The 26,871-nt window shown below is 51.6% G+C and carries 26 protein-coding genes; 15 read left to right on the plus strand and 11 right to left on the minus strand.

Annotated elements, in window-relative coordinates; genetic code table 11:
- Positions 1-43: 43 nt before the first annotated feature.
- Positions 44-1,174: a class Ia ribonucleoside-diphosphate reductase subunit beta gene (nrdB, locus tag OQV04_RS02840; protein WP_000332037.1), complete on the plus strand. Its 1,131-nt coding sequence runs from the start codon at positions 44-46 to the stop codon at positions 1,172-1,174.
- Entirely contained in the window at positions 1,174-1,428 is a 255-nt protein-coding gene (yfaE, locus tag OQV04_RS02845) for a ferredoxin-like diferric-tyrosyl radical cofactor maintenance protein YfaE (protein ID WP_001613486.1), read from the plus strand. The genes nrdB and yfaE overlap by 1 nt, the downstream gene beginning before the upstream one ends.
- 53 nt (positions 1,429-1,481) lie before the next feature.
- On the opposite strand, the gene inaA is transcribed toward yfaE, so the two are convergent.
- Positions 1,482-2,132, minus strand: coding sequence for a lipopolysaccharide kinase InaA (gene inaA / locus OQV04_RS02850; RefSeq protein ID WP_032281245.1), 651 nt, complete (start codon positions 2,130-2,132; stop codon positions 1,482-1,484).
- Positions 2,133-2,212: 80 nt separating this feature from the next.
- Positions 2,213-3,403: an MFS transporter gene (locus tag OQV04_RS02855; RefSeq protein WP_000660231.1), complete on the minus strand. Its 1,191-nt coding sequence runs from the start codon at positions 3,401-3,403 to the stop codon at positions 2,213-2,215.
- A gap of 164 nt (positions 3,404-3,567) precedes the next feature.
- On the opposite strand from OQV04_RS02855, the gene OQV04_RS02860 reads away from it, so the two are divergent.
- A complete protein-coding gene (locus OQV04_RS02860; protein ID WP_000176730.1) occupies positions 3,568-4,446 on the plus strand; it encodes a LysR family transcriptional regulator in 879 nt (292 codons plus the stop codon).
- Positions 4,447-4,490: 44 nt separating this feature from the next.
- Here the strand turns inward: OQV04_RS02860 and glpQ are convergent, their stop codons facing one another.
- Both glpQ and glpT read right to left on the minus strand, forming a co-directional pair.
- Positions 4,491-5,570 carry a glycerophosphodiester phosphodiesterase gene (gene glpQ / locus OQV04_RS02865; protein WP_032281247.1) on the minus strand — a complete coding sequence of 360 codons (1,080 nt, stop codon included), beginning with the start codon at positions 5,568-5,570 and terminating at the stop codon, positions 4,491-4,493.
- Positions 5,571-5,574: 4 nt separating this feature from the next.
- Entirely contained in the window at positions 5,575-6,933 is a 1,359-nt protein-coding gene (gene glpT / locus OQV04_RS02870) for a glycerol-3-phosphate transporter (protein WP_000948724.1), read from the minus strand.
- Between the two features lie 272 nt (positions 6,934-7,205).
- On the opposite strand from glpT, the gene glpA reads away from it, so the two are divergent.
- From glpA to OQV04_RS02890, 4 genes are all read left to right on the plus strand, one after another.
- Positions 7,206-8,834: an anaerobic glycerol-3-phosphate dehydrogenase subunit A gene (gene glpA / locus OQV04_RS02875; protein ID WP_274446452.1), complete on the plus strand. Its 1,629-nt coding sequence runs from the start codon at positions 7,206-7,208 to the stop codon at positions 8,832-8,834.
- Positions 8,824-10,083, plus strand: a complete 1,260-nt coding sequence (gene glpB, locus OQV04_RS02880; protein ID WP_032281249.1) for a glycerol-3-phosphate dehydrogenase subunit GlpB — start codon at positions 8,824-8,826, stop codon at positions 10,081-10,083. Before glpA ends, glpB begins: the two co-directional genes overlap by 11 nt.
- A complete protein-coding gene (gene glpC, locus OQV04_RS02885; protein WP_001000379.1) occupies positions 10,080-11,270 on the plus strand; it encodes an anaerobic glycerol-3-phosphate dehydrogenase subunit GlpC in 1,191 nt (396 codons plus the stop codon). The genes glpB and glpC overlap by 4 nt, the downstream gene beginning before the upstream one ends.
- A gap of 192 nt (positions 11,271-11,462) precedes the next feature.
- Positions 11,463-12,416: an ISNCY family transposase gene (locus tag OQV04_RS02890; protein ID WP_032281250.1), complete on the plus strand. Its 954-nt coding sequence runs from the start codon at positions 11,463-11,465 to the stop codon at positions 12,414-12,416.
- A 47-nt stretch (positions 12,417-12,463) separates the two neighbouring features.
- Here OQV04_RS02890 and OQV04_RS02895 read toward each other — a convergent pair whose 3' ends face one another.
- Together OQV04_RS02895 and OQV04_RS02900 are read right to left on the minus strand one after the other, a co-directional pair.
- Positions 12,464-13,675, minus strand: a complete 1,212-nt coding sequence (locus OQV04_RS02895) for a nicotinamide mononucleotide deamidase-related protein YfaY (protein WP_032281251.1) — start codon at positions 13,673-13,675, stop codon at positions 12,464-12,466.
- Positions 13,676-13,774: 99 nt separating this feature from the next.
- Positions 13,775-14,317 (minus strand): YfaZ family outer membrane protein, encoded by a 543-nt coding sequence (locus OQV04_RS02900; RefSeq protein ID WP_001301623.1) that lies wholly within the window; start codon positions 14,315-14,317, stop codon positions 13,775-13,777.
- A 278-nt stretch (positions 14,318-14,595) separates the two neighbouring features.
- On the opposite strand from OQV04_RS02900, the gene nudI reads away from it, so the two are divergent.
- Complete coding sequence (nudI, locus tag OQV04_RS02905; protein WP_032281253.1) at positions 14,596-15,021, plus strand: nucleoside triphosphatase NudI; 426 nt, start codon at positions 14,596-14,598, stop codon at positions 15,019-15,021.
- Positions 15,022-15,059: 38 nt separating this feature from the next.
- Here nudI and ais read toward each other — a convergent pair whose 3' ends face one another.
- A complete protein-coding gene (gene ais, locus OQV04_RS02910; protein WP_001625543.1) occupies positions 15,060-15,662 on the minus strand; it encodes a lipopolysaccharide core heptose(II)-phosphate phosphatase Ais in 603 nt (200 codons plus the stop codon).
- Between the two features lie 307 nt (positions 15,663-15,969).
- Between ais and arnB the strand changes: the two genes are divergently transcribed.
- Genes arnB through arnF form a run of 7 tightly spaced genes read left to right on the plus strand, consistent with a single transcriptional unit; the run spans position 15,970 to position 23,320 of the window.
- On the plus strand, positions 15,970-17,109 hold the full coding sequence (gene arnB / locus OQV04_RS02915) for a UDP-4-amino-4-deoxy-L-arabinose aminotransferase (protein WP_247806612.1): 1,140 nt from the start codon (positions 15,970-15,972) through the stop codon (positions 17,107-17,109).
- A 3-nt stretch (positions 17,110-17,112) separates the two neighbouring features.
- Entirely contained in the window at positions 17,113-18,081 is a 969-nt protein-coding gene (gene arnC / locus OQV04_RS02920; protein WP_000461657.1) for an undecaprenyl-phosphate 4-deoxy-4-formamido-L-arabinose transferase, read from the plus strand.
- Positions 18,081-20,063, plus strand: coding sequence for a bifunctional UDP-4-amino-4-deoxy-L-arabinose formyltransferase/UDP-glucuronic acid oxidase ArnA (gene arnA / locus OQV04_RS02925; RefSeq protein WP_032288236.1), 1,983 nt, complete (start codon positions 18,081-18,083; stop codon positions 20,061-20,063). Before arnC ends, arnA begins: the two co-directional genes overlap by 1 nt.
- Positions 20,060-20,950 carry a 4-deoxy-4-formamido-L-arabinose-phosphoundecaprenol deformylase gene (gene arnD / locus OQV04_RS02930; RefSeq protein WP_000169737.1) on the plus strand — a complete coding sequence of 297 codons (891 nt, stop codon included), beginning with the start codon at positions 20,060-20,062 and terminating at the stop codon, positions 20,948-20,950. Before arnA ends, arnD begins: the two co-directional genes overlap by 4 nt.
- A complete protein-coding gene (gene arnT, locus OQV04_RS02935) occupies positions 20,950-22,602 on the plus strand; it encodes a lipid IV(A) 4-amino-4-deoxy-L-arabinosyltransferase (protein ID WP_032281257.1) in 1,653 nt (550 codons plus the stop codon). The genes arnD and arnT overlap by 1 nt, the downstream gene beginning before the upstream one ends.
- Entirely contained in the window at positions 22,599-22,934 is a 336-nt protein-coding gene (gene arnE, locus OQV04_RS02940; RefSeq protein WP_000638031.1) for a 4-amino-4-deoxy-L-arabinose-phosphoundecaprenol flippase subunit ArnE, read from the plus strand. The genes arnT and arnE overlap by 4 nt, the downstream gene beginning before the upstream one ends.
- Positions 22,934-23,320 (plus strand): 4-amino-4-deoxy-L-arabinose-phosphoundecaprenol flippase subunit ArnF, encoded by a 387-nt coding sequence (gene arnF / locus OQV04_RS02945; protein ID WP_000523880.1) that lies wholly within the window; start codon positions 22,934-22,936, stop codon positions 23,318-23,320. Before arnE ends, arnF begins: the two co-directional genes overlap by 1 nt.
- On the opposite strand, the gene pmrD is transcribed toward arnF, so the two are convergent.
- From pmrD to menB, 4 genes are all read right to left on the minus strand, one after another.
- On the minus strand, positions 23,314-23,580 hold the full coding sequence (gene pmrD, locus OQV04_RS02950) for a signal transduction protein PmrD (protein ID WP_001297080.1): 267 nt from the start codon (positions 23,578-23,580) through the stop codon (positions 23,314-23,316). The two genes, arnF and pmrD, sit on opposite strands and share 7 nt — an antisense overlap.
- A 109-nt stretch (positions 23,581-23,689) precedes the next feature.
- Positions 23,690-25,045: an o-succinylbenzoate--CoA ligase gene (menE, locus tag OQV04_RS02955; RefSeq protein WP_032281258.1), complete on the minus strand. Its 1,356-nt coding sequence runs from the start codon at positions 25,043-25,045 to the stop codon at positions 23,690-23,692.
- A complete protein-coding gene (gene menC, locus OQV04_RS02960) occupies positions 25,042-26,004 on the minus strand; it encodes an o-succinylbenzoate synthase (RefSeq protein ID WP_032281260.1) in 963 nt (320 codons plus the stop codon). Before menC ends, menE begins: the two co-directional genes overlap by 4 nt.
- Positions 26,004-26,861, minus strand: a complete 858-nt coding sequence (gene menB, locus OQV04_RS02965) for a 1,4-dihydroxy-2-naphthoyl-CoA synthase (RefSeq protein ID WP_000639996.1) — start codon at positions 26,859-26,861, stop codon at positions 26,004-26,006. Before menB ends, menC begins: the two co-directional genes overlap by 1 nt.
- Positions 26,862-26,871: the final 10 nt, after the last annotated feature.

The following is a 26,871-nucleotide window of genomic DNA, read 5'->3' on the forward strand; positions in this document are numbered from 1 at the left end:
TAAAATGCCTTATCCGGCATTAAACTCCCAACAGGACACACTCATGGCATATACCACCTTTTCACAGACGAAAAATGATCAGCTCAAAGAACCGATGTTTTTTGGTCAGCCGGTCAACGTGGCTCGCTACGATCAGCAAAAATATGACATCTTCGAAAAGCTGATCGAAAAGCAGCTCTCTTTCTTCTGGCGTCCGGAAGAAGTTGACGTCTCCCGCGACCGTATCGATTACCAGGCGCTGCCGGAGCACGAAAAACACATCTTTATCAGCAACCTGAAATATCAGACGCTGCTGGATTCCATTCAGGGTCGTAGCCCGAACGTGGCGCTATTGCCGCTTATTTCTATTCCGGAACTGGAAACCTGGGTCGAAACCTGGGCGTTCTCAGAAACGATTCATTCCCGTTCCTATACTCATATCATTCGTAATATCGTTAACGATCCGTCTGTTGTGTTTGACGATATCGTCACCAACGAGCAGATCCAGAAACGTGCGGAAGGGATCTCCAGCTATTACGATGAGCTGATCGAAATGACCAGCTACTGGCACCTTCTGGGCGAAGGCACCCACACCGTTAACGGTAAAACCGTAACCGTTAGCCTGCGCGAGCTGAAGAAAAAACTGTATCTCTGCCTGATGAGCGTTAACGCGCTGGAAGCGATTCGTTTCTACGTCAGCTTTGCTTGTTCCTTTGCCTTTGCAGAACGCGAACTGATGGAAGGTAACGCCAAGATTATTCGCCTGATTGCCCGCGATGAAGCCCTGCACCTGACCGGTACTCAGCATATGCTGAATCTGCTGCGCAGCGGCGCGGATGATCCGGAGATGGCGGAAATTGCCGAAGAGTGTAAGCAGGAATGCTATGACCTGTTTGTTCAGGCGGCACAACAGGAGAAAGACTGGGCGGATTATCTGTTCCGTGACGGTTCGATGATTGGTCTGAACAAAGACATTCTCTGCCAGTACGTGGAGTACATCACCAATATCCGTATGCAGGCGGTTGGTTTGGATCTGCCGTTCCAGACGCGCTCCAACCCGATCCCGTGGATCAACACCTGGCTGGTGTCTGATAACGTGCAGGTTGCTCCACAGGAAGTGGAGGTGAGTTCTTATCTGGTCGGGCAGATTGACTCGGAAGTGGACACCGACGATTTGAGTAACTTCCAGCTCTGATGGCCTGCGTTACCCTGCGCATCACTGGCACACAACTGCTGTGCCAGGATGAACACCCTTCCCTTCTGGCGGCGCTGGAATCCCACAATGTGGCGGTTGAGTACCAGTGCCGCGAAGGTTACTGCGGCTCCTGTCGCACGCGCCTTGTTGCAGGCCAGGTGGACTGGATTGCCGAACCGTTAGCCTTTATTCAGCCGGGGGAAATTTTGCCCTGTTGTTGCCGGGCAAAAGGCGATATTGAAATCGAGTTGTGAATTGGTTGTAGTACCAGATACAACGCTTATGCGTCTTATCTGGCCTACAACGATTACATGGCATAGTAATACGCTTTCACCTGCTCCCAGTCCGCTTTGGGGATCGGCTCAAGATATTTCTCCAACTGCCGGAAGTCATGACTAATGGCTTTATGACGACGCAAACGGCGGCGGGATTTTTCCAGATCGAGGAAACCAGCTTCCACCTTCCCCTGCGTTTTCACATAGATATGGCGAACGTAGCAGCACCCATGCTGACGATTAATGCTATGCATTTTCTTAAACGCCAGCGCCACTGCTTTCAACATGGCTTGCCGTACTTCGTCAGAATAGGGCGTTACTGCATGCTGGGCATACCAGTCAGCAATGCTGATGAACCCCGCCATATCTTCAGTCACCAGCAACGCGCGCCATTCCCCCTCAATTTTCACCGCTTCACCAAAAACGATCTTCGGCACGATGACACCGGCCCGTTCCAGTTCTTTAATTACCGCAACCTCACGGACAATCGTTGGTCGGCCGAAAGGATAACGTACGGAATGAAACAGATGATGCGTCATGCGCTTTACATATAGCTTTTTGCCGTTGCGCTCGACGCATTGCACCCCGCTCATACCATTACGGCGATAGTTAGGCTCTTCAACCCAGTCGCCCTCTGTTGCCCACCAGTGATTAAATTCGTCGTGCTTTGCTGAAACTGCCATACCCTATCGCCTGTCATTTTTTATTAACGACAATGACTATAGGTGGTTACCTGCGAAAAATCTTAATGAAACGTGTCGTATTAATGAATTTCTTTTGCCACTACTAGCGCGACACCGCTTTTACCCTTCATTTGCAGCGCATAGACTCCACCAGCCACTACCACTAATAGTGCGCCCAGCAGATAAATCATTCGGTAGCCAGTATGTGCAACCATCATCCCCATCACACAGGCTCCCAGCGCCAGGCCTGCATCCATCGCATTGAAGAAGAGGGAGTTTGCGACACCGATTTTATGCGGTTCCACTGAACTGATAATCTGCGTCTGAAAAACTGGCGTCACGGAACCATACCCGATACCAATCAACGCGCCAGAAACGACCATCATTACGCTGCCCTGGGTGTAGCCGAGAACCACCAGCCCAACCGTAAAGAACAGCAGGCAGGGGTAAACCACATATTTCGGGCCTTTTTTGTCGCAAACATTGCCGGTGAAGGTACGGCAGATCATCAGGAAGATGGCGTAGCAGAGCAGGAAATTACTGGCCGCCGACATCAGATTAAGTTCGCGGGCGTAAAGCGCCAGAAAGGCAGAAACCCCGGCATACGAAAAGGTCATAAAGAATGTAACCATGGCAAACGGCAATGCCGCGCGATCGAACATGGCGGCGAAGCCCATCTTTGGCTTTGAACCGTCGGCATGGCTGATAACCGGCGGCACGGTCATAATCAGCGACAGGATAATCCCCACCGCCGCAACGCCAGTACATAACCAGAAAGCCATATTAAAGGCCTCCCAGCGCGCCATATTCAGGCCAATCCACGGCCCGACCACCATTGCCAGCCCCATTGCCAGAGAGAAAAAACTGATGCCCTCCCCACGTCGGGAGGCCGGGATCAGCCGCGCGGAAATCGTTCCCTTTACCGTTGTGATAACCCCGAAGGTAATACCATGAAGCACCCTAATAAAAAGCAGTGATTCTATTGAGTGGCAAAAAGGATACAGCGCAGTGACCACCAAAAAGGCCAGAGAAGAGAGCACCAGAATAGTTTTATTCGAATATTTACCCACCCATTGCCCGGCAAAGGGTCGAATAACAATCGCCGCAATTAAAAATAATGTCACCAGCAGACCAGCTTTATCAGGGGATGCATGGAGACGATCGGAGATATAAATAGGTAATAAGGTCAGCAACACATAAAAGACGAAAAAGATAATAAAGCTAATAATGGTGATTGCCCAAAAATCTTTCGTCCATAATTTTTCTTTCATACTAAACGACCCGTTCAAATGGCGCACAAGGACACCGCTCAGCATCACAGGCTGAACCACTACAGGTGCGTCAAAATGTGATTTACTCGATAGAAATAGAGTATAAATGGATGCACTCTATAAGAGAAATTAATCGTTTTAATCATATTAATTAGATATTACTAATGACACTAACCCAAATCCACACCCTGCTCGCCGTACTGGATTATGGCGGCTTTACCGAAGCCAGTAAGCGCCTGTTTATGACGCAATCCGCCGTAAGCCAGGCCATTGCCACCCTGGAGCAAGAGCTTGGCGTAGAGATCCTGATCCGCGAGCGGCGAAAAGCACTGCAGCTGACTGACGCCGGCTCACGCATCGCAAGCCATCTGCGGGCGATTACCCGTGAAGTGAACGCTGTGAAAGAAATTGCCGAGCAGGAAAAACATAACCCGACCAGAACGCTGCGCATCGGCTGCTTTCCCAGCGCCTGCGCGTGTATTTTACCGGGTATTATTCGCTATTTTGAAACTTATCATCCGCAGATAAAAATCATTCCTTACGAAGAGAACAGCAGTGAAATTATTGATTCGGTGCAAAACGAAACTATCGATGCCGGTTTTGTCCATTTTCCGGTAACCGGAATGTATTCCGTCCCGGTATATCAGGATAAATTTACCGTGGTGCTGCCAGATGCTCATCCCCTGGCAAAAAATAACGCTATATCGGTGGAAGAACTGGTGGGAGAACCGCTCATTATCAGTAAGGGGCGTTATGAATTAAGCATTATGGCGTTATTTAAGGAAAAGAATATTACGCCGGTCATTAAATATGAATTTAACCATCCAGATACGGCAATAAGTTTTATTCGCCAGGGATTAGGAATTGCTCTGTTACCGGAGCTGACGCTGAAAGCCGTCGCCGGTGAGTTATGCTCTGTCCCGCTGGAGCCGACGTTTTATCGGCAAATTTCATTGCTGGTCAAAGAGGCGCCGGTAGAAGGCAGCCCATTGTTTTTATTGCAAATGTGTATGGAAACCCTGGTGGTCAAAGGCATATTGTGAAAAGGGCATCCGGTCAGGTTTTGCCTTCCCGGATGCCTGTGTCATTAATTATCTTTATGCAGGAATTTAACCGCTTTATCAGGGAAATCAGTAAACAACCCATTTACACCCGCTTTGTTATACAGAGCATCATATAACTGATTCACACCAGTTGTGTATTCAGGCAGTTTATCTGACCGCACGGTATAAGGATGCACTACCAGCTTGTTCTGCTGAGCATCTTGCACCATGCCAGTGAGTTTGATATTACCCGGCTGCGATGTCTCCTCAATCAACATATGGTAATCCGGACCAATACCATCTGCATATTCCGCCACCTGTTTCATGGCACCCGGCTTAAACATCCAGTCGTAGTTGTAATTAACCCAGCTTCCATCCGGCTGTTTCTGCTGCGTTTCATTCCAGTCGGTATAGGCAATCAGCTGTACCAGATTGAGATCCATGCCCATTTTAGGTTCCAGCTCATTCTTAATACGCTTCAGCTCATCAGCATCAAAACATTGCAAATAAACTTTATCGTCTTTACCGGTGTAACCATATTTCTTCAGCACTTCCAGCGTTTTTGCCGCAATATCCTTCCCTTCCTGATGATGGAACCACGGCGCTTTGATTTCTGGATAGATACCGATATTTTTCCCGGTAGAGTGATTTAACCCCTGAACAAATTCAATCTCTTCTTCAAAGGTGTGCACCCGGAAGTCGGACTTACCCATTGGGAAACGCCCCGGATAAGTCTGCACTTTTTTACCGTTTTCAATATCGAAACCTTCGGTAAATTTCAACGACTTAATTTCATCCAGCGTGAAATCTATCGCGTAGTAACGACCGTCTTTGCGCGCCCGATCCGGGAAACGATCGGCAACATCAGTAACACGATCGAGGTAATGGTCATGCAGAACTACCAGATGGTCGTCTTTGGTCATCACCAAATCCTGTTCCAGATAATCCGCTCCCTGCGCATACGCCATCGCTTTTGCTGGCAGCGTATGCTCCGGCAAATATCCACTGGCACCGCGATGGGCGATGACTATTTTTTCGTTGCTGTCCGCCGCCATTGCACTGCTTCCCATGACTATAGTGCTCATCATGATCGCCATGCTAAGGTTTTTCAGCGTCAATTTCATGCCATTAGCCTCCGTTGCGTTTTTGCAGTAATTCCTGATGGCGACGTTTTTCGCCAATCATCACAACAATCAACAAGATAACCGCCAGAATGCTGCCGCCAATCATTACCATAAAGCCGCCATCCCAGCCGAAGAAGTCCACGGTGTAGCCAACAATCGCGCTCGCCGCCACCGAACCGCCCAGGTAACCAAACAGACCAGTAAAGCCCGCTGCCGTACCAGCCGCTTTTTTCGGTGCCAGTTCCAGCGCATGCAGACCGATCAGCATCACAGGGCCGTAGATCAGGAAACCGATAACAATCATACAAATCATATCGACGGTTGGGTTACCTGCCGGGTTCATCCAGTAAACGATAGTCGCGATGGTCACCAGTGTCATAAAGAAGACGCCGGTTGCCCCACGGTTACCACGGAAGACTTTGTCCGACATCCAGCCGCACAGCAGGGTGCCCGGAATACCCGCATACTCATAGAAGAAGTAGGCCCAGGAGGATTTATCCAGCGCGAAATGCTTAACCTCTTTCAGATAAGTCGGTGACCAGTCGAGGATGCCGTAACGCAGCAGATAAACGAACACGTTGGCGATGGCGATGTACCACAGCAGTTTGTTCGGCAGCACGTACTGCATGAAGATTTGCTTCGCGGTCAGCTCCTGTTCCGCTTTTTCGTTATAGTCGTCCGGATAATCATTTTTGTACTCTTCGATCGGCGGCAAGCCACAGGATTGCGGGGTATCGCGCATCATCGCAAAGGCGAATAATGCCACCAGAATGGCGCAGAAAGCGGGCATATAGAGCGCCGCGTGCCAGTCATTGAACCAGGCCATCCCCAGCAGGAACAGCAGCGGCGGAATACCACCACCGACGTTGTGCGCACAGTTCCACACTGACACAATGCCGCCACGTTCTTTCTGCGACCACCAGTGCACCATAGTACGACCACACGGCGGCCACCCCATCCCCTGGAACCAACCGCAGAGGAACAACAGTACAAACATCACCGCAATGCTCGACGTCGCCCATGGCACAAAGCCCATAAACAACATCACTGCCGCCGCCAGAATCAAACCTGCGGGCAGGAAAACGCGCGGATTCGAGCGATCCGATACCGAACCCATGATGAATTTCGAAAATCCATAGGCGATCGAGATCCCAGAAAGCGCAAAACCTAAATCACCCCGTGAGAATCCCTGCTCCACCAGGTAAGGCATAGCGAGCGCAAAGTTCTTACGAACCAAATAGTAAGCAGCATAGCCAAAGAATATCCCCAGGAAAATTTGCCAGCGCAATCGACGATAAGTCGGATCGATCTCCGCGGCAGGTAAGCGCGCTTTGTGTGGCGCTGGTTTAAAAATACTCAACATTGATAGCCTCCGTGGCCCGTGATCTTATTTATGATTAACAGCCTGATTCAGTGGGAGAACCTGCCGTTTCTTGAGTTGCCGCGATGTTAAGAAAACATTCATAAATTAAATGTGAATTACCGCACACATTATTAAATACGATGGTGAAAATGTTCAGAATGACGCATGAAATCACGTTTCACTTTCGAATTATGAGCGAATATGCGCGAAATCAAACAATTCATGTTTTTACTATGGCTAAATAGTAAAAAACGAACTTCAGAGGGATAACAATGAAAACTCGCGACTCGCAATCAAGTGACGTGATTATCATTGGCGGCGGCGCAACGGGAGCCGGGATTGCCCGCGACTGTGCCCTGCGCGGGCTGCGCGTGATTTTGGTTGAGCGCCACGACATCGCAACCGGTGCCACCGGGCGTAACCACGGCCTGCTGCACAGCGGTGCGCGCTATGCGGTAACCGATGCGGAATCGGCACGCGAATGCATTAGTGAAAACCAGATCCTGAAACGCATTGCACGTCACTGCGTTGAACCAACCAACGGCCTGTTTATCACCCTGCCGGAAGATGACCTCTCCTTCCAGGCCACTTTTATTCGCGCCTGCGAAGAAGCAGGGATCAGCGCAGAAGCTATAGACCCGCAGCAAGCGCGCATTATCGAACCTGCCGTTAACCCGGCACTGATTGGCGCGGTGAAAGTTCCGGATGGCACCGTTGATCCATTTCGTCTGACCGCAGCAAACATGCTGGATGCCAAAGAACACGGTGCCGTTATCCTTACCGCTCATGAAGTCACGGGGCTGATTCGTGAAGGCGCGACGGTGTGCGGTGTTCGTGTACGTAACCATCTCACCGGCGAAACTCAGGCCCTTCATGCACCTGTCGTGGTTAATGCCGCTGGGATCTGGGGGCAACACATTGCCGAATATGCCGATCTGCGCATTCGCATGTTCCCGGCGAAAGGAACGCTGCTGATCATGGGTCACCGCATTAACCAGCATGTGATCAACCGCTGCCGTAAACCTTCCGACGCCGATATTCTGGTGCCTGGCGATACCATTTCGCTGATTGGCACCACCTCTTTACGTATTGATTACAACGAGATTGACGATAATCGAGTGACGGCAGAAGAGGTTGATATTCTGCTGCGTGAAGGGGAAAAACTGGCCCCCGTGATGGCGAAAACGCGCATTTTGCGGGCCTATTCTGGCGTGCGCCCGCTGGTTGCCAGCGATGACGACCCGAGCGGACGTAACGTCAGCCGTGGCATCGTGCTGCTCGACCATGCTGAACGCGATGGTCTGGACGGATTTATCACCATCACCGGTGGCAAACTGATGACCTATCGGCTGATGGCTGAATGGGCTACCGACGCGGTATGCCGCAAACTGGGCAACACGCGCCCCTGTACGACCGCCGATCTGGCACTTCCGGGTTCACAGGAACCCGCTGAAGTTACCTTGCGTAAAGTCATCTCCCTGCCTGCCCCGCTGCGCGGTTCTGCGGTTTATCGTCATGGCGATCGCACGCCTGCCTGGCTGAGCGAAGGCCGTCTGCACCGTAGCCTGGTATGTGAGTGCGAAGCGGTAACTGCGGGTGAAGTGCAGTACGCGGTAGAAAATTTAAACGTTAATAGCCTGCTGGATTTACGCCGTCGTACCCGTGTGGGGATGGGTACCTGCCAGGGCGAACTCTGCGCCTGCCGCGCTGCTGGACTGCTGCAACGTTTTAACGTCACGACGTCCGCGCAATCTATCGAGCAACTTTCCACCTTCCTTAACGAACGCTGGAAAGGCGTGCAACCCATCGCCTGGGGAGATGCACTGCGCGAAAGCGAATTTACCCGCTGGGTTTATCAGGGACTGTGTGGTCTGGAGAAGGAGCAGAAAGATGCGCTTTGATACTATCATTATGGGCGGCGGCCTCGCCGGATTACTCTGTGGCCTGCAACTGCAAAAACACGGCCTGCGCTGTGCCATTGTCACGCGTGGTCAAAGCGCGCTGCATTTCTCATCCGGTTCGCTGGATTTGCTGAGCCATCTGCCAGATGGTCAAGCTGTGACAGACATTCACAGTGGACTGGAATCTTTGCGTCAGCAGGCACCTGCACATCCTTACTCTCTTCTCGGGCCACAACGCGTGCTCGATCTCGCTTGCCAGGCGCAGGCATTAATCGCTGAAAGCGGTGCGCAATTGCAGGGCAGCGTAGAACTGCCTCACCAGCGGATTACGCCGCTCGGCACTCTGCGCTCTACCTGGCTAAGTTCGCCAGAAGTCCCCGTCTGGCCGCTACCCGCGAAGAAGATATGTGTAGTGGGGATAAGCGGGCTGATGGATTTTCAGGCGCACCTTGCGGCAGCTTCGTTGCGTGAACTGGATCTTTCGGTTGAAACCGCAGAAATAGAGCTGCCGGAACTGGATGTCCTGCGCAATAACGCCACCGAGTTCCGCGCGGTGAATATCGCCCGTTTCCTTGATAATGAAGAAAACTGGTCGCTGTTACTTGATGCGCTTATTCCTGTCGCCAATACCTGCGAAATGATCCTGATGCCCGCCTGCTTCGGCCTGGCCGATGACAAACTGTGGCGTTGGTTGAATGAAAAACTACCTTGTTCACTGATGCTTTTGCCAACGCTGCCGCCTTCCGTGCTGGGCATTCGTCTGCAAAACCAGTTACAGCGCCAGTTTGTGCGCCAGGGTGGCGTGTGGATGCCGGGCGATGAAGTGAAAAAAGTGACCTGTAAAAATGGCGTAGTGAATGAAATCTGGACCCGCAATCACGCCGATATCCCGCTACGTCCACGTTTCGCGGTTCTCGCCAGCGGCAGTTTCTTTAGTGGCGGACTGGTAGCGGAACGTAACGGCATTCGAGAGCCGATTCTCGGCCTTGATGTGCTACAAACCGCCACGCGGGGTGAATGGTATAAGGGAGATTTTTTTGCGCCGCAACCGTGGCAGCAGTTCGGTGTAACCACTGATCAGACGCTACGCCCGTCGCAGGCAGGGCAAACCATTGAAAACCTGTTTGCCATCGGTTCGGTGCTGGGCGGATTTGATCCCATCGCCCAGGGATGCGGCGGCGGTGTTTGTGCCGTCAGTGCTTTACATGCCGCTCAACAGATTGCCCAACGCGCAGGAGGCCAACAATGAATGACACCAGCTTCGAAAACTGCATTAAGTGCACCGTCTGCACCACCGCCTGCCCAGTGAGCCGGGTGAATCCCGGTTATCCAGGGCCAAAACAAGCCGGGCCGGATGGCGAGCGTCTGCGTTTAAAAGATGGCGCACTGTATGACGAGGCGCTGAAATATTGTATCAACTGCAAACGTTGTGAAGTCGCCTGCCCGTCCGATGTGAAGATTGGCGATATCATCCAGCGCGCGCGGGCGAAATATGACACCACGCGCCCGTCGCTGCGTAATTTTGTGTTGAGTCATACCGACCTGATGGGTAGCGTTTCCACGCCGTTCGCACCAATTGTCAACACCGCTACCTCGCTGAAACCGGTGCGGCAGCTGCTTGATGCGGCGTTAAAAATCGATCATCGCCGTACGCTACCGAAATACTCCTTCGGCACGTTCCGTCGCTGGTATCGCAGCGTGGCGGCTCAGCAAGCGCAGTATAAAGACCAGGTCGCTTTCTTTCACGGCTGCTTCGTTAACTACAACCATCCGCAGTTAGGCAAAGATTTAATTAAAGTGCTCAACGCAATGGGTACCGGTGTACAACTGCTCAGCAAAGAAAAATGCTGCGGCGTACCGCTAATCGCCAACGGCTTTACCGATAAAGCACGCAAACAGGCAATTACGAATGTAGAGTCGATCCGCGAAGCTGTGGGAGTAAAAGGCATTCCGGTGATTGCCACCTCCTCAACCTGTACATTTGCCCTGCGCGACGAATACCCGGAAGTGCTGAATGTCGACAATAAAGGCTTGCGCGATCATATCGAACTGGCGACCCGCTGGCTGTGGCGCAAGCTGGACGAAGGCAAAACGTTACCGCTGAAACCGCTGCCGCTGAAAGTGGTTTATCACACTCCGTGCCATATGGAAAAAATGGGCTGGACGCTCTACACCCTGGAGCTGTTGCGTAACATCCCGGGGCTTGAATTAACGGTGCTGGATTCCCAGTGCTGCGGTATTGCGGGTACTTACGGTTTCAAAAAAGAGAACTACCCCACCTCACAAGCCATCGGCGCACCACTGTTCCGCCAGATAGAAGAAAGCGGCGCAGATCTGGTGGTCACCGACTGCGAAACCTGTAAATGGCAGATTGAGATGTCCACAAGTCTTCGCTGCGAACATCCGATTACGCTACTGGCCCAGGCGCTGGCTTAAACTCCTTTCTGATGCCCGGTAAGCATGTGGTTACCGGGCATTTTTGCGTACACGATTCCGTGCCCAATGTATGCGTTGCAACGCAGTGAAAATTCCTCTGAAAACGTCTCGCAAAGGCTGAAACTGGCAGATGTCAAAGGCCTGGGATAACCGTAATGTCGCGTCATCATAAATATCAGGTGACGGACAACCATGACCGAATCAACAACCTCCTCCCCGCATGATGCAGTATTTAAAACCTTTATGTTCACACCCGAAACCGCACGGGATTTTCTCGAAATACATTTACCTGAACCACTGCGCAAGCTTTGCAACCTGCAAACCTTACGCCTGGAACCCACTAGTTTTATTGAAAAAAGTTTACGCGCTTACTACTCGGATGTTTTGTGGTCCGTGGAAACCAGCGACGGTGACGGCTATATCTACTGCGTGATTGAACATCAAAGCTCTGCAGAAAAGAATATGGCTTTTCGGCTAATGCGCTATGCCACTGCCGCCATGCAGCGTCACCTGGACAAAGGCTATGACAGAGTCCCGCTGGTGGTGCCGTTGCTGTTTTATCATGGCGAAACCTCGCCCTACCCGTACTCACTCAACTGGCTGGATGAGTTTGACGATCCGCAACTTGCCCGGCAGTTGTACACCGAAGCTTTTCCGTTGGTGGATATTACCATCGTACCTGACGATGAGATCATGCAACATCGGCGTATAGCTCTGCTTGAACTGATTCAAAAGCATATTCGCGACCGCGATTTAATCGGTATGGTCGACAGGATCACCACGCTTTTGGTTAGAGGCTTCACTAATGACAGCCAGCTACAAACACTGTTTAATTATCTGCTGCAATGCGGCGATACCTCCCGTTTCACCCGTTTTATTCAGGAGATTGCCGAACGTTCACCACTACAAAAGGAGAGATTAATGACTATTGCTGAACGGCTACGGCAGGAAGGACATCAAATTGGCTGGCAGGAAGGTAAAATTGAAGGCTGGCAAGAAGGTAAATTAGAAGGTTTGCAGGAAGGCATGCATGAACAAGCCATTAAAATTGCCTTGCGCATGCTGGAGCAGGGTATCGATCGTGACCTGGTGCTGGCAACAACCCAGCTAACCGAGGCCGATCTCGCTCCATTAAGCCTGCAATGAATGCGACAACGTGCCGGGTAAAAGCCTTCTCCCCGGCGCGCCCTCTTTCATGCCCCCTGTGGCGACAGCATCAACGACTCAACAACCTCAATCCAGCCATGCTCACTGGCAATGTCCTGGCCGTTTAACCAACGGCGTAGCATATTCAGTGCCATCATTGCGCACACTTCCTGACGGATAGCCAGGCTGTAGCGTGTAGTGCTGAAACGCACACGCAGAGCGAAAGTGCCATCTGGCGTGGCTAGCGCAAAGTTGAGATGCTCGTTCTCGAAACCCGAAACAGCCAGTGCCAGCCCGGCAAAATGGTTGGCCCGCCGTTCTGTAATCCAGTGCGCAGTTTGCGCCAGGGTTTCTTCCTGTGAAGGAACCACTTCACACGCCAGCAGTGGAGCACCTGCGCGAGAAAGTTGCAAAGCCAATAAACCACCGGTGAATTGCTCGCTCAACGTCAGGCTGAACTGGCGGTTTTGCAATTCGCGACTGATCTGCGCGGGCAGTCCTTCGGTGCCTTCGAAAATCACGCTCTGTCCGGCAACACGTTTAACGTCCAGCCACAGTTTTTCCATCGCCTGTTGCTCGCTTGCCGGTCCGGTGAGTTTCAGTTCGATGATCGGCATTGAGGAGCGATAGCCCATTGTTACGCCCGGCGGCAGTTGTAGAGTGTCCAGGCTTTGTGCCAGATCGCTTTCCGAACGACCAAAGGTAGTCAAACGCAGGCAAACCGGCGGCTGTGGTAAAGAAAAACGCTCGCGCAGACGCGGCAGGATTTCGTGCTCGACCATCACCTTAAATTCTGACGGTACGCCGGGAGTAAAGAACATCAGGCAACGATTAAGCTGCACGGCAAAACCACAGGCGGTGCCTACCGGGTTATTGATAAATTCAGCACTGGCAGGCAGCTCCGCTTGTTTACGGTTGCTCGGTGCCATTACTCGTCCACGTTCGTGGAAATAGCGTTCCATCTCTTTGAGCCAGGCTTCATGCAGCACCAGGCCTTCACCTTTTGCTGTTACAGCGGCGAGTGCGCTTAAATCATCGCTGGTCGGTCCCAGCCCGCCGTTAACGATCAGCACATCGGCGTGCTGACTACGTTCGCGAAGAATGGTCACTAAGTCATCAAGGTTATCCCCCACCGTATTGCGGCGAGATAATGGCAACCCCTGATGAAAGAAAAAATCGGCCAGCCAGGCAGCGTTAGTGTCAACGATTTGCCCGTGTAACACTTCATCCCCGGTGGATAGCATTTCCACTTTTAACATGGTTATCTCCTGCTTTTGTTATCGAATCACTATAACGCAAAGGGAGATAAGGCGTAGTAAGAAACTGAATGGCGCGGCAGAATGCCGCGCCGGAAGGGATCAGAAACTGGCGTTAACCCCAACATACGGGCCGTCAGCCACGGCGTTGTCGCGGTTGCCGTCTTTACCCGACAGATTCAGGTAGCGATAACCCGCCTCAATACTGACTGGACGCATAATGGTGTAACGCGCGCCAGCATTCGCTTCCTCATAACTTTTAATACCGCTGGAGAGTGAATCCGGAGAGTAGTAATACTCGCCAAACAAACGGAAGCTGTTGCCAATTTTCCACTGCAAACCACCTCCTACCGCTGCGGCATAACCTTCATCGCCGTAATTCGGGTTGGTGTAAACGCCTTTTCCGCCAACGGTCGCCATTAACGGCCCGAGAGGCAGATTCAACCCCAGCCCCACGCCCGCGACGTCACCGTCGTCGTCGTTATGTGTCCAGTTACCGCTTAAAGCCAGGCCCGTCGATTCAGTCCCAAAACCGACACCAATATTGGTGTATTCTTTACCCGCCTGGCCGCTGATGCTCATTGCATTGACCGATGCAGAAACCAACAGCATTCCGGCCAGACCTGCTAGCGCAATTTTTTTCATTATCCCCTTTCCCACAAGCAATTAATCAAAATTCCCAAAGCTGCGGGATTGTACTGCCTGGCGCAGAGGATTCAATGAGCGAAAAAAGGGATCTAGTCACTTATTGTAACTAAATACTTCTTAAATAATTAAACGCCGAAAAAATAAACACAGTTTACCGATACACACAAAAATAATAATAAGTGCAGTTATCATCGCAAAAGAGATTACTGTCACTTTCACATATTTCTGAGTTACCGTATTCTCATGGTTTCTATTTATTTATAAGGAATACCCCTGTGCGACAACGGACTATTGTATGCCCTTTGATTCAAAATGATGGTGCTTATTTGCTGTGTAAAATGGCCGACGATCGCGGCGTTTTCCCCGGTCAATGGGCGCTTTCGGGTGGCGGCGTGGAGCCCGGCGAACGAATTGAAGAGGCACTACGCCGCGAAATTCGCGAAGAACTGGGAGAACAGCTGCTTTTGACAGAAATCAAGCCGTGGACCTTCAGCGATGATATTCGCACCAAAACGTATCCAGATGGTCGCAAGGAAGAGATTTATATGATTTACCTGATTTTTGACTGCGTTTCTGCCAACCGAGAAGTGAAAATAAACGAAGAGTTTCAGGACTACGCGTGGGTAAAACCTGAAGATCTGGCGCACTATGATTTGAATGTCGCCACCCGAAAAACGTTACGTTTGAAAGGTCTTCTGTAACAATGATGACAGCCATTACTGGCTGTCAGATTGAAAATTTAGTGATTAACGAATTCCCCATCCAGATAAACTTTGCCTTTTTCCACATGCATGACTAAACCATCCAGATAATCAGGTTTAAATGTCGCATCACGCTTATCTTTAGCAATATATGTCAGGCAATGATTATGGGTGAAAATAACGATATTTTTATCAGGCGCTTTGCTTTGTAAGTCCTTAATTGCACTATAAATCTCATTACCGCACTGAAGAAGTCGTTTATCTACCGTCAATTTTTTACCCGCTGAAAACCAGGTCGCCGACTGAATGGTCCGGACGGTATTACTGGAATAGAGATCGAAATCAGGGATATCAGCACTAAAAGCCTTGCCCAGTTCTCGGGCATCCTGGGTACCTTTGACCGTAATACCTGTTTTATCTGACAAGCATTGATTGGTTGAACGATCGCAACGTTCAGCATGGCGAAACAAAACGACAACCGGGTGCTGTTGTGCCAGTCTGGCCAGTGTTTTATTGTCGATACGTGGCAAACCATTGCTACTCCAGGCGGCATGAGTACCCAGTCCGGCAATTGCAGCGAGCGCCAGTAAAATGATGAAATATTTTTTTGACTTCAACGAAGAGCGGCAAAAAGCTAACACGTAAACTCCACCTATAGACAAGCGCAACCAGACAATTACCGTGAAATTGAGCGACATTTCTGGCGATAATTAGCAGTTGGTGTAATATTAAAAATCCTGCGATGCCGGCAAAATGCCTCAAAATTTTGCCAAATGCAAAGCCTAAATAAGAAAAAATATAAAAATTTCAATATTTACGTCTAATATTAGTTTCTTAAGGTTAAGTTAATATTCTATCCTTAAAATTTCGCTCCAAATGGCAAAATATACACAACACTCTTTATAGCAAATATAAGTGGACAGGTATTCAATGGCGGAAGGAAAAGCAATGTCAGAATTTTTGCCTTTTTCGCGACCAGCAATGGGCGTGGAGGAACTCGCTGCAGTTAAAGAGGTTCTCGAATCCGGTTGGATCACAACCGGTCCGAAGAATCACGCGCTTGAACAAGCCTTTTGCCAGTTGACGGGAAATCAGCATGCCATCGCGGTCAGTTCAGCCACCGCCGGAATGCATATCACGCTAATGGCGTTGGAAATTGGCAAGGGCGATGAAGTGATTACGCCTTCCCTGACCTGGGTTTCAACCCTCAATATGATTTCCTTGCAGGGTGCAACGCCGGTAATGGTGGATGTCGATCGCGATACGCTGATGGTCACGCCTGAAGCGATCGAATCAGCCATTACGCCACGCACTAAAGCCATCATACCGGTGCATTATGCCGGTGCGCCAGCAGATATTGACGCCATTCGCGCCATTGGCGAACGTTACGGCATCGCAGTTATCGAAGATGCAGCCCATGCCGTCGGTACGTATTACAAAGGGCGACATATTGGCGCAAAAGGTACCGCTATTTTTTCGTTTCACGCCATCAAAAATATTACCTGTGCGGAAGGTGGCCTGATTGTTACTGATAATGAAAATCTTGCCTGCCAGCTACGGATGCTGAAATTTCACGGTCTGGGTATCGATGCCTATGACAGACAAACCTGGGGCCGTGCACCGCAGGCTGAAGTCTTAACGCCGGGCTATAAGTACAATCTGACCGATATTAACGCCGCGATTGCCCTGACACAGTTAGCTAAATTAGAGCACCTCAACACCCGTCGGCGCGAAATTGCCCAGCAATATCAGCAAGCACTGGCAGCTCTCCCCTTTCAGCCATTAAGCCTTCCCGCCTGGTCGCACGTTCACGCCTGGCATCTGTTTATTATTCGTGTCGATGAACAACGTTGTGGTATCAGTCGCGATGTGTTGATGGAAGCGTTAAAAGAAAGAGGTATTGGTACCGGGTTACATTTCCGCGCCGCTCACACACAAAAATATTATCGCGAGCGTTTTCCCACGCTGTCGTTACCGAATACCGAATGGAATAGCGAACGCATCTGTTCGTTGCCGCTGTTCCCGGATATGACTACCGCCGATGCCGACCGCGTCATCACAGCCCTCCAGCAACTCGCAGGACAATAAGCCATGTTTGAAATCCACCCTGTTAAGAAAGTCTCGGTGGTTATTCCCGTTTATAACGAGCAGGAAAGCTTACCGGAATTAATCAGGCGCACCACCACAGCCTGTGAATCACTGGGGAAAGAGTATGAGATCCTGCTGATTGATGACGGCAGTAGCGATAATTCCGCGCATATGCTGGTCGAAGCCTCACAAGCGGAGAACAGCCATATTGTGTCTATTTTGCTTAACCGCAATTACGGGCAGCATTCAGCGATTATGGCGGGATTCAGTCACGTTACTGGCGACTTAATTATTACCCTCGATGCCGATCTCCAGAATCCGCCAGAGGAGATCCCCCGTCTGGTGGCAAAAGCCGATGAAGGTTACGACGTGGTAGGGACTGTACGCCAGAACCGCCAGGACAGCTGGTTTCGCAAAACCGCTTCGAAGATGATTAACCGGCTTATTCAGCGCACCACCGGCAAAGCGATGGGTGACTACGGTTGTATGTTGCGCGCCTATCGCCGTCATATTGTCGATGCGATGTTGCACTGCCATGAACGCAGCACCTTTATCCCGATTCTGGCGAATATCTTCGCCCGCCGTGCCATTGAAATTCCAGTGCATCATGCCGAGCGTGAGTTTGGTGAATCCAAATACAGTTTTATGCGCCTGATTAATTTGATGTACGACCTGGTGACCTGCCTTACCACAACGCCGCTACGTATGCTGAGTCTGCTCGGCAGCATTATTGCGATTGGAGGTTTTAGCATTGCGGTGCTGCTGGTGATTTTACGCCTGACCTTCGGACCACAATGGGCGGCAGAAGGCGTCTTTATGCTATTTGCCGTGCTGTTTACTTTTATTGGCGCTCAGTTTATCGGCATGGGATTACTCGGTGAATATATCGGCAGGATCTACACCGATGTCCGCGCCCGCCCCCGCTATTTTGTTCAGCAAGTTATCCGTCCATCTAGCAAGGAAAATGAATAATGAAAACCGTCGTTTTTGCCTACCACGATATGGGATGCCTCGGTATTGAAGCCCTGCTGGCTGCCGGTTACGAAATTAGCGCCATTTTTACCCATACCGATAATCCCGGTGAAAAAGCCTTTTATGGTTCTGTGGCTCGTCTGGCGGCGGAAAGAGGCATTCCGGTTTATGCGCCGGATGACGTTAATCATCCGCTGTGGGTGGAACGCATTGCCCAACTGTCGCCAGAGGTGATTTTCTCTTTTTATTATCGCCATCTTATTTGCGACGAAATTTTGCAGCTCGCTCCCGCAGGTGCATTTAATCTGCATGGTTCGCTGTTACCAAAATATCGTGGTCGCGCGCCGCTGAACTGGGTGCTGGTGAACGGTGAAACGGAAACGGGCGTTACATTGCACCGAATGGTGACACGTGCCGATGCCGGGGCCATTGTGGCGCAACTGCGCGTTGCCATTGCGCCAGATGATATCGCCATTACGCTGCATCATAAATTGTGCCATGCTGCGCGCCAGCTACTGGAACAGACATTACCCGCCATTAAACACGGTAATATTCTGGAAGTCGCCCAGCGCGAAAACGAAGCCACCTGTTTTGGTCGCAGAACGCCGGATGACAGTTTCCTCGAATGGTATAAGCCGGCATCCGTACTGCACAACATGGTACGTGCCGTTGCCGATCCGTGGCCGGGTGCCTTCAGCTATGCTGGCAATCAGAAATTCACCGTCTGGTCGTCGCGTGTTCATCCTCATGCCAGCAAAGCACAGCCGGGGAGCGTGATTTCTGTTGCGCCGTTGCTGATTGCCTGTGGCGATGGCGCGCTGGAAATCGTCACCGGACAGGCGGGCGACGGCATTACTATGCAGGGCTCGCAATTAGCGCAGACGCTGGGCCTGGTGCAAGGTTCACGCTTGAATAGCCAGCCTGCCTGTGCCGCCCGACGCCGTACCCGGGTACTCATCCTCGGGGTGAATGGCTTTATTGGCAACCATCTGACAGAACGCCTGCTGCGCGAAGATCATTATGAAGTTTACGGTCTGGATATTGGCAGCGATGCGATAAGCCGTTTTCTGAATCATCCGCATTTTCACTTTGTCGAAGGCGATATCAGTATTCATTCCGAATGGATTGAGTATCACGTCAAAAAATGTGATGTCGTCTTGCCGCTGGTGGCGATAGCCACGCCGATTGAATATACCCGCAACCCGCTGCGCGTATTTGAACTCGATTTTGAAGAGAATCTGCGCATTATCCGCTACTGCGTGAAGTACCGTAAGCGAATCATCTTCCCGTCAACTTCAGAAGTTTATGGGATGTGTAGCGATAAATACTTCGATGAGGACCATTCTAATTTAATCGTCGGCCCGGTGAATAAACCACGCTGGATTTATTCGGTATCAAAACAATTACTTGATCGGGTGATCTGGGCCTATGGCGAAAAAGAGGGTTTACAGTTCACCCTCTTCCGCCCGTTTAACTGGATGGGACCACGACTGGATAACCTTAATGCGGCACGAATCGGCAGCTCCCGCGCGATTACGCAACTCATTCTCAATCTGGTAGAAGGTTCACCGATTAAGCTGATTGATGGCGGAAAACAAAAACGCTGCTTTACTGATATTCGCGATGGTATCGAGGCGTTATACCGCATTATCGAAAATGCGGGAAATCGCTGCGACGGCGAAATTATCAACATTGGCAATCCTGAGAACGAAGCGAGCATTGAGGAACTGGGCGAGATGCTGCTGGCGAGCTTCGAAAAACATCCGCTGCGCCATCATTTCCCACCGTTTGCGGGCTTTCGCGTTGTCGAAAGTAGCAGCTACTACGGCAAAGGATATCAGGACGTAGAGCATCGTAAACCGAGCATCCGCAATGCCCACCGCTGCCTGGACTGGGAGCCGAAAATTGATATGCAGGAAACCATCGACGAAACGCTGGATTTCTTCCTGCGCACCGTTGATCTTACGGATAAACCATCATGACCAAAGTAGGCTTACGCATTGATGTCGATACCTTTCGTGGCACCCGTGAAGGCGTGCCGCGTCTGCTGGAAATCTTGAGTAAGCATAATATTCAGGCCAGCATTTTTTTCAGCGTCGGCCCGGACAATATGGGCCGCCATCTCTGGCGACTGGTGAAGCCACAGTTTTTGTGGAAGATGCTGCGCTCAAACGCGGCATCGCTTTATGGCTGGGATATTTTACTGGCAGGTACGGCCTGGCCAGGTAAAGAGATTGGTCATGCCAATGCCGATATCATTCGTGAAGCGGCTAAACATCACGAAGTCGGCCTGCACGCCTGGGATCACCATGCCTGGCAAGCCCGTAGCGGTAACTGGGATCGGCAAACAATGATCGACGATATTGCACGCGGCCTTCGCACTCTGGAAGAGATTATCGGTCAACCGGTAACCTGTTCTGCCGCTGCGGGCTGGCGTGCCGACCAGCAGGTGATCGAAGCAAAAGAAGCGTTCCATTTGCGCTACAACAGCGATTGCCGTGGGGCCATGCCGTTCCGTCCACTGCTCGAATCAGGAAACCCTGGCACTGCGCAAATTCCGGTGACCTTACCCACCTGGGATGAAGTGATTGGTCGGGATGTGAAAGCAGAAGATTTTAACGGTTGGTTACTCAACCGCATCCTGCGAGATAAAGGCACGCCGGTTTATACCATTCATGCAGAAGTTGAAGGCTGCGCTTATCAGCATAATTTTGTGGATCTCCTCAAACGCGCAGCTCAGGAAGGCGTGACATTTTGCCCTTTAAGCGAACTGTTATCAGAGACGTTGCCGCTCGGACAAGTTGTTCGCGGAAATATTGCCGGACGTGAAGGCTGGCTGGGTTGCCAACAAATTGCGGGTAGTCGCTGATGAAATCGGTACGTTACCTTATCGGCCTCTTCGCGTTTATTGCCTGCTATTACCTGTTACCGATCAGCACGCGTCTGCTCTGGCAACCAGATGAAACGCGTTATGCGGAAATCAGTCGGGAAATGCTGGCATCCGGCGACTGGATTGTGCCCCATCTGTTAGGGCTACGTTATTTTGAAAAACCCATTGCCGGATACTGGATTAACAGCATTGGGCAATGGCTATTTGGCGCGAATAACTTTGGTGTGCGGGCAGGCGTTATCTTTGCGACCCTGTTAACTGCCGCGCTGGTGACCTGGTTTACTCTGCGCTTATGGCGCGATAAACGTCTGGCTCTACTCGCCACAGTAATTTATCTCTCATTGTTTATTGTCTATGCCATCGGCACTTATGCCGTGCTCGATCCGTTTATTGCCTTCTGGCTGGTGGCGGGAATGTGCAGCTTCTGGCTGGCAATGCAGGCACAGACGTGGAAAGGCAAAAGCGCAGGATTTTTACTGCTGGGAATCACCTGCGGCATGGGGGTGATGACCAAAGGTTTTCTCGCCCTTGCCGTGCCGGTATTAAGCGTGCTGCCATGGGTAGCGACGCAAAAACGCTGGAAAGATCTCTTTATTTACGGCTGGCTGGCGGTTATCAGTTGCGTACTGACGGTTCTCCCCTGGGGACTGGCGATAGCGCAGCGGGAGCCTGACTTCTGGCACTATTTTTTCTGGGTTGAGCATATTCAACGCTTTGCACTGGATGATGCCCAACACAGAGCCCCGTTCTGGTACTACGTGCCGGTCATCATTGCCGGTAGCCTGCCGTGGCTGGGATTACTCCCCGGTGCACTATACACAGGCTGGAAAAACCGCAAGCATTCCGCAACCGTCTATTTGTTGAGCTGGACGATAATGCCGCTGCTGTTTTTCTCCGTTGCTAAGGGTAAATTGCCCACCTATATTCTTTCTTGCTTTGCACCTTTGGCAATGCTGATGGCGCATTACGCTTTGCTGGCAGCAAAAAATAATCCTCTGGCGCTGCGGATTAATGGCTGGATTAACATCGCTTTTGGCGTCACTGGCATTATTGCCACATTTGTGGTCTCCCCCTGGGGACCAATGAACACGCCGGTGTGGCAAACCTTCGAGAGCTATAAAGTCTTTTGTGCCTGGTCGATTTTTTCGCTATGGGCATTTTTCGGCTGGTACACCTTAACAAACGTCGAAAAGACCTGGTCTTTTGCCGCGCTTTGCCCGCTGGGGCTAGCGTTGCTGGTAGGATTTTCAATTCCTGACAGAGTCATGGAAGGAAAACATCCGCAATTTTTTGTCGAGATGACACAAGAATCACTTCAGCCAAGCCGCTATATTCTTACTGATAGCGTCGGTGTTGCCGCAGGTCTGGCATGGAGCCTGCAACGCGATGACATCATCATGTATCGCCAGACAGGTGAGTTGAAATACGGCCTTAATTATCCGGATGCGAAAGGGAGATTTGTCAGCGGTGATGAGTTCGCAAACTGGCTTAATCAACATCGTCAGGAGGGGATTATTACACTCGTGCTTTCGGTTGACCGCGATGAAGATATCAACAGTCTCGCCATTCCGCCCGCAGATGCCATCGATCGTCAGGAGCGTCTGGTGCTGATTCAGTATCGTCCCAAATGATCTGGCTAACATTAGTCTTTGCCAGCTTGCTTAGCGTTGCCGGGCAGTTGTGTCAGAAACAGGCAACCTGCTTTGTGGCGATAAACAAACGGCGCAAACATATCGTGCTGTGGCTGGGACTGGCGCTGGCTTGTCTTGGTCTTGCCATGGTGCTCTGGCTGCTGGTCTTGCAGAACGTACCGGTAGGCATTGCCTACCCGATGTTAAGTCTGAATTTTGTCTGGGTGACGCTGGCTGCAGTAAAACTGTGGCACGAACCGGTATCGCCGCGTCACTGGTGTGGGGTGGCGTTCATTATTGGTGGCATTGTGATCCTCGGGAGTACGGTGTAATGGGCCTGATGTGGGGATTATTCAGCGTCATTATTGCCTCAGTTGCGCAATTAAGCCTGGGTTTTGCGGCGAGTCATCTGCCGCCGATGACGCACTTATGGGATTTTATCGCGGCGCTGTTAGCTTTTGGGCTGGATGCCCGGATACTGTTACTCGGGCTGCTGGGTTATCTGCTTTCCGTTTTTTGTTGGTATAAAACGCTACATAAACTTGCGCTAAGCAAAGCCTATGCCTTGCTCAGTATGAGTTATGTGCTGGTATGGATTGCTTCAATGGTACTTCCCGGCTGGGAAGGGACTTTTTCGCTGAAAGCACTACTAGGAGTAGCCTGTATTATGAGCGGGTTGATGCTGATTTTCCTGCCCACGACAAAACAACGTTACTGAGTTTTCCCTGCCGCTGTACACTGCCGTTCCCACTCATCGGGGCTATAACTGCTTGCCGAGAGGACTTTCACCGTATGCAGCTTTTCACGATTAATACAGTAAAGCGCATTCTGCAAAGGTGAGAGTAAATCCCCCACTTTCACGGCGAAGTCACTCTTCACTTCGGCGATCATTTTTATCGCGCCGCCAGCATCGCAGAGCATAAGTACATGTCTGTTATCTTGTTTATTGCAGCACGATTTTTTGACCAGCCATTCCATTGCATTATCCTGTTTGCTAAGAGTTTTCACATCAATTTACAGATTAACAGATAAACTCTTTATCAACGGCAATGGAATGGCAGAAATGAGAAGTGAAACGGAGGGTTAATTATTGCTGACGTTGCACCCACTCTTTTAGCGCCTGACGTGAAATTTTAATACCGCCGTTTTTCAGTTCAGGCGGCAACGTTAACCAACGCACCGGTTGCTGAAAACGGGCCAGCTTATCTTTCACCCATTCGCCAAGATCAACGGTTTGCTGGTCATACTCCACCACCGCTACCGGTCGATGACCAAACTCCTTGTCGGCAACGGGGACGATAAACACCTGCAAAACCGCAGGATGTGCAGCAATTACGCGCTCGACTTCTTCCGGCTGAATACCCTCTCCGCCACTGAAGAATAGATTGTCTAAACGTCCGACAATGGTCAGCTTGCCATTATGCATCTCACCGCGATCGCGCGTAGCGTACCAGCCTTCGTCATTAACCAGTGAAACCAGTTGCCCGTTACGCCAGTAACCTTCTGCCATACTGGCAGCCCGCAGCCACACTTCATTATTAACGATTTTCACTTCCCGACCCGGCAGCGGCGAACCAACGTCTGCCAGGCCGTCGGCTTCTTTCGCACACACCGTGGAGGCAAACTCGGTCAGACCATAGCCGCAAAAGCAACGAATCCCCTGCTCGCGCGCCTGTTCCGTCAACTCGATCGGGATAGCCGCGCCGCCAAGTAACACCGCTTTCAGGGAAACGGAACTGCGGTTAACCAGCAAACGCCAGAGTTGTGTTGGCACCAGTGAAGCGTGAGTACAGCCTGCCAGCATTTGCTCCAATGGCTGTTTATCACGTACCGTCATCCGCGCACCAGCGTATAACCAGCGCCACATAATTCCCTGACCGGAGACGTGAAACAGCGGTAAAGAGAGCAACCAGTCATCGTGATCGCCAAACGGAATCAGCGATAACACCCCTTCGGCACTGGCAAGATGGGCCTGATAAGTATGGACAGCGGCTTTCGGCAACCCGGTAGAACCCGAGGTCAACGTCATTGAGCACAGACGCGTCGGCTGCCACGTAGCGGCATGTGCGCCTTCAACCCGCTGAATGTGCAGCGACGTTAATGCCGGAAACGTGTTTTCCCCATCCGGCACCAGCGCAAATTGCAGCGTCAGATTGGGCAGCAATTCTTCAAGCAACGGTTGCGGCAGCTGAGGGTTCACGGGCAACACCCGCGCCCCGCATTGCAGTAACGCCAGCCAGGCGAGCAGCGTTTGCGGCGTATTCCACGCCCGCAACATCACGCCGCTGCCCTCAACCACACCCTGCACCGCAAATCCGGAGGCTAATTCATCGACGCGAGCACAAAGCTCGCGCCAGTTGAGTTGCTCGTCATTAAGACGTAAGGCGATGGCTTCTCCCCGCACTTGCCGCCAGTGACGCCACGGCCAGTCAGAGAAGATCATAACAACCGCTCCAGTGCATCAACTTCCACGACAGGCAGCGTGCTACCCGGCCAGCGACGTACCTGCTGCGCCTGCATTAGATCCAGCGTGTCCAGCCCTGGAATGGTGTCCGGCGTTAACCAGGCGGCAATCCGCGCCAGTTGCGTTAAGCCTAAGCTCGATTCAATGGAAGAACTGATCACCGCCGTCAGCCCCAGCGCGTGCGCCGCCTGTACCTGCTCGCGTACTTTTTCCAGACTGCCCGTGAGCGTGGGTTTGATAACTACCGCGCGCACGCCCTCTTCAGCCACAAAGGCAAAATCCGGCTCGCGCAGGCTTTCATCCCAGGCAATGGCAATGCCGGTTTCACGGGCAAACGCTCGCGAATCATCGCGGGTTTTGCACGGCTCTTCGAGAAACGCGATGCGGTCGCGATAATCCGGGTTAACGTATTTGGCAAACTGCTGACCTTTCAGCGGTGTCCAGGCGCGATTTGCGTCAAGACGCAAATGCAGATCCGGAATTGCCTCCAGCAACAGATTCACCACCATGCCGTCGCGCACCGCTTCGTACAATCCCACTTTGACCTTCGCCACTTTCTCGCCCGGCATATCGGCAAGTTTGAGGATCAGATCGTCCGGATCGCCATTACACAGCGGTGCCGCACGGTAGTTGGCTGCTTGCGGCAACGTATCTGCCAGCTCCGCCAATGCACAGCTTACGCCAAAGGCAACGGAAGGCATCTGCGGTATCTCGCCATCGCCAGCCAGCCAGTTATTTACCCAGGCAAGCAGCACACTTTGCGCCTCTTCCCAGGTTTCCTGACTGAAGCCCGGCAGTGGGGAGATCTCCCCCCACCCTTCGCGCTCGCCCTCACGCAGGCAAACATACAGCCCGTCGCGGGTTTTTAACCGCCTGTCGCGCAGAACCACCCCCGCGTCCATGGGGATCTGCCAGCGGTATACCTGCGCGCTACGCATTACGGATTCCGTTTAAATTTGCTGAAATCAGGCTGACGTTTCTGGTTGAAAGCGTTGCGACCTTCCTGACCTTCTTCCGTCATGTAGAACAGCATGGTGGCGTTGCCCGCCAGCTCCTGCAGACCCGCCTGACCGTCACAGTCGGCGTTCAGCGCAGCTTTCAGGCAGCGCAGCGCCATCGGGCTGTTTTGCAGCATTTCGCGGCACCAACGGACGGTCTCTTTTTCCAGATCCGCCAGCGGCACCACGGTGTTTACAAGGCCCATATCCAGCGCCTGTTTCGCGTCGTACTGACGGCACAGGAACCAGATTTCACGCGCTTTTTTCTGTCCGACGATGCGAGCCATGTAGGAAGCGCCCCAGCCGCCGTCGAAGGAACCGACTTTCGGGCCAGTCTGACCGAAGATGGCATTATCTGCCGCGATAGTCAGGTCGCACATCATGTGCAGAACGTGACCGCCGCCGATGGAGTAGCCAGCCACCATCGCGACAACCGGTTTCGGACAGGTACGGATCTGACGCTGGAAGTCCAGCACGTTCAGATGATGTACGCCGGAATCATCTTTATAGCCGCCGTAATCGCCACGCACTTTCTGGTCACCACCGGAGCAGAACGCTTTATCGCCTGCACCAGTCAGAATGATCACGCCGATGTTGTCGTCATAACGCGCATCTGCCAGTGCCTGGATCATCTCTTTTACCGTCAGAGGACGGAAGGCATTGCGCACCTGCGGACGATTAATGGTGATTTTTGCGATACCGTCGGTGGATTTTTCATAACGAATGTCCTCGAAACCTTCGGAGCAGTCGTGCCATTCAACCGGTGCGTAAAGCATTGCTTCATCAGGATAAATCATATTGTGTCCT

This window comes from Escherichia sp. Lx600-2 (assembly GCF_036662595.1).
Taxonomy (GTDB): Bacteria; Pseudomonadota; Gammaproteobacteria; order Enterobacterales; family Enterobacteriaceae; genus Escherichia; species Escherichia coli.

Coding starts and splice junctions, on each gene's coding strand:
- nrdB (WP_000332037.1), top strand. CDS start 44: ATGGCATATACCACCTTTTCACAGACGAAAAATGATCAGCTCAAAGAA.
- yfaE (WP_001613486.1), top strand. CDS start 1,174: ATGGCCTGCGTTACCCTGCGCATCACTGGCACACAACTGCTGTGCCAG.
- inaA (WP_032281245.1), bottom strand. CDS start 2,132: ATGGCAGTTTCAGCAAAGCACGACGAATTTAATCACTGGTGGGCAACA.
- OQV04_RS02855 (WP_000660231.1), bottom strand. CDS start 3,403: ATGAAAGAAAAATTATGGACGAAAGATTTTTGGGCAATCACCATTATT.
- OQV04_RS02860 (WP_000176730.1), top strand. CDS start 3,568: ATGACACTAACCCAAATCCACACCCTGCTCGCCGTACTGGATTATGGC.
- glpQ (WP_032281247.1), bottom strand. CDS start 5,570: ATGAAATTGACGCTGAAAAACCTTAGCATGGCGATCATGATGAGCACT.
- glpT (WP_000948724.1), bottom strand. CDS start 6,933: ATGTTGAGTATTTTTAAACCAGCGCCACACAAAGCGCGCTTACCTGCC.
- glpA (WP_274446452.1), top strand. CDS start 7,206: ATGAAAACTCGCGACTCGCAATCAAGTGACGTGATTATCATTGGCGGC.
- glpB (WP_032281249.1), top strand. CDS start 8,824: ATGCGCTTTGATACTATCATTATGGGCGGCGGCCTCGCCGGATTACTC.
- glpC (WP_001000379.1), top strand. CDS start 10,080: ATGAATGACACCAGCTTCGAAAACTGCATTAAGTGCACCGTCTGCACC.
- OQV04_RS02890 (WP_032281250.1), top strand. CDS start 11,463: ATGACCGAATCAACAACCTCCTCCCCGCATGATGCAGTATTTAAAACC.
- OQV04_RS02895 (WP_032281251.1), bottom strand. CDS start 13,675: ATGTTAAAAGTGGAAATGCTATCCACCGGGGATGAAGTGTTACACGGG.
- OQV04_RS02900 (WP_001301623.1), bottom strand. CDS start 14,317: ATGAAAAAAATTGCGCTAGCAGGTCTGGCCGGAATGCTGTTGGTTTCT.
- arnB (WP_247806612.1), top strand. CDS start 15,970: ATGTCAGAATTTTTGCCTTTTTCGCGACCAGCAATGGGCGTGGAGGAA.
- arnC (WP_000461657.1), top strand. CDS start 17,113: ATGTTTGAAATCCACCCTGTTAAGAAAGTCTCGGTGGTTATTCCCGTT.
- arnA (WP_032288236.1), top strand. CDS start 18,081: ATGAAAACCGTCGTTTTTGCCTACCACGATATGGGATGCCTCGGTATT.
- arnD (WP_000169737.1), top strand. CDS start 20,060: ATGACCAAAGTAGGCTTACGCATTGATGTCGATACCTTTCGTGGCACC.
- arnT (WP_032281257.1), top strand. CDS start 20,950: ATGAAATCGGTACGTTACCTTATCGGCCTCTTCGCGTTTATTGCCTGC.
- arnE (WP_000638031.1), top strand. CDS start 22,599: ATGATCTGGCTAACATTAGTCTTTGCCAGCTTGCTTAGCGTTGCCGGG.
- arnF (WP_000523880.1), top strand. CDS start 22,934: ATGGGCCTGATGTGGGGATTATTCAGCGTCATTATTGCCTCAGTTGCG.
- pmrD (WP_001297080.1), bottom strand. CDS start 23,580: ATGGAATGGCTGGTCAAAAAATCGTGCTGCAATAAACAAGATAACAGA.
- menE (WP_032281258.1), bottom strand. CDS start 25,045: ATGATCTTCTCTGACTGGCCGTGGCGTCACTGGCGGCAAGTGCGGGGA.
- menC (WP_032281260.1), bottom strand. CDS start 26,004: ATGCGTAGCGCGCAGGTATACCGCTGGCAGATCCCCATGGACGCGGGG.
- menB (WP_000639996.1), bottom strand. CDS start 26,861: ATGATTTATCCTGATGAAGCAATGCTTTACGCACCGGTTGAATGGCAC.